This is a genomic window from Aeromonas popoffii, assembly GCF_000820025.1.
In the GTDB taxonomy this organism is placed as follows: Bacteria; Pseudomonadota; Gammaproteobacteria; order Enterobacterales; family Aeromonadaceae; genus Aeromonas; species Aeromonas popoffii.
This window is the reverse complement of sequence record NZ_CDBI01000032.1, coordinates 15,433-15,984: the sequence shown is the minus strand read 5'-3', so window position 1 is coordinate 15,984 and position 552 is coordinate 15,433. Positions and strand designations below refer to the sequence as shown.

Genomic DNA, 552 nt, shown 5'->3' with positions numbered 1-552 from the left:
GAGGCGCAGCAGTTGCTGGTTGCGGGAAAGCACCCGCAGCTTGGTGATGGTCGGATAGTCGGCCAGACGAACGAAATCACAGGCGACCTTGACGCCAGCCATCTGGCCAGCCAGGGCATCGGCGGCCTCATCCTGACCGGTCAGGCCCAGCAGCACGGCGTGAGCGCCCAGTGCGGCAGAGTTGAGGGCCACGTTGGCAGCGCCACCCGGGCGCTCCTCAATGTGTTCAACCTTGACCACGGGCACCGGGGCCTCGGGCGAGATCCGGCCGGTGGGGCCATGCCAATAGCGGTCCAACATGACATCGCCAACGACCAGAACGCGGGCTTTTTCAAACTCGGGCAGGGTGATCTTCATCTGTATCGACTCTCAAAACCTGAAAAATTCAGTTCCGGATTTTATCACACTCTTTTATACGGTGTAGTAAAAGCAAACCTGTGATTTCCATTTGAGGCACAAAAGAAACCCATAGTTACAGTTCACGCCACGCGGCCCTGACACAGGCTACCCCTCTGACCAGCACACAGCCATTCGCCCCCGCCCCCCCTTTTC

At 59.1% G+C, this 552-nt stretch carries 1 protein-coding gene; it reads right to left on the bottom strand.

What is annotated here, in order from left to right; translation table 11 throughout:
* Window positions 1-357: PfkB family carbohydrate kinase (locus BN1129_RS06650; protein ID WP_042035360.1), on the bottom strand; the 357-nt coding region annotated here is incomplete at its 3' end.
* Between the last annotated feature and the right edge of the window lie 195 nt (window positions 358-552).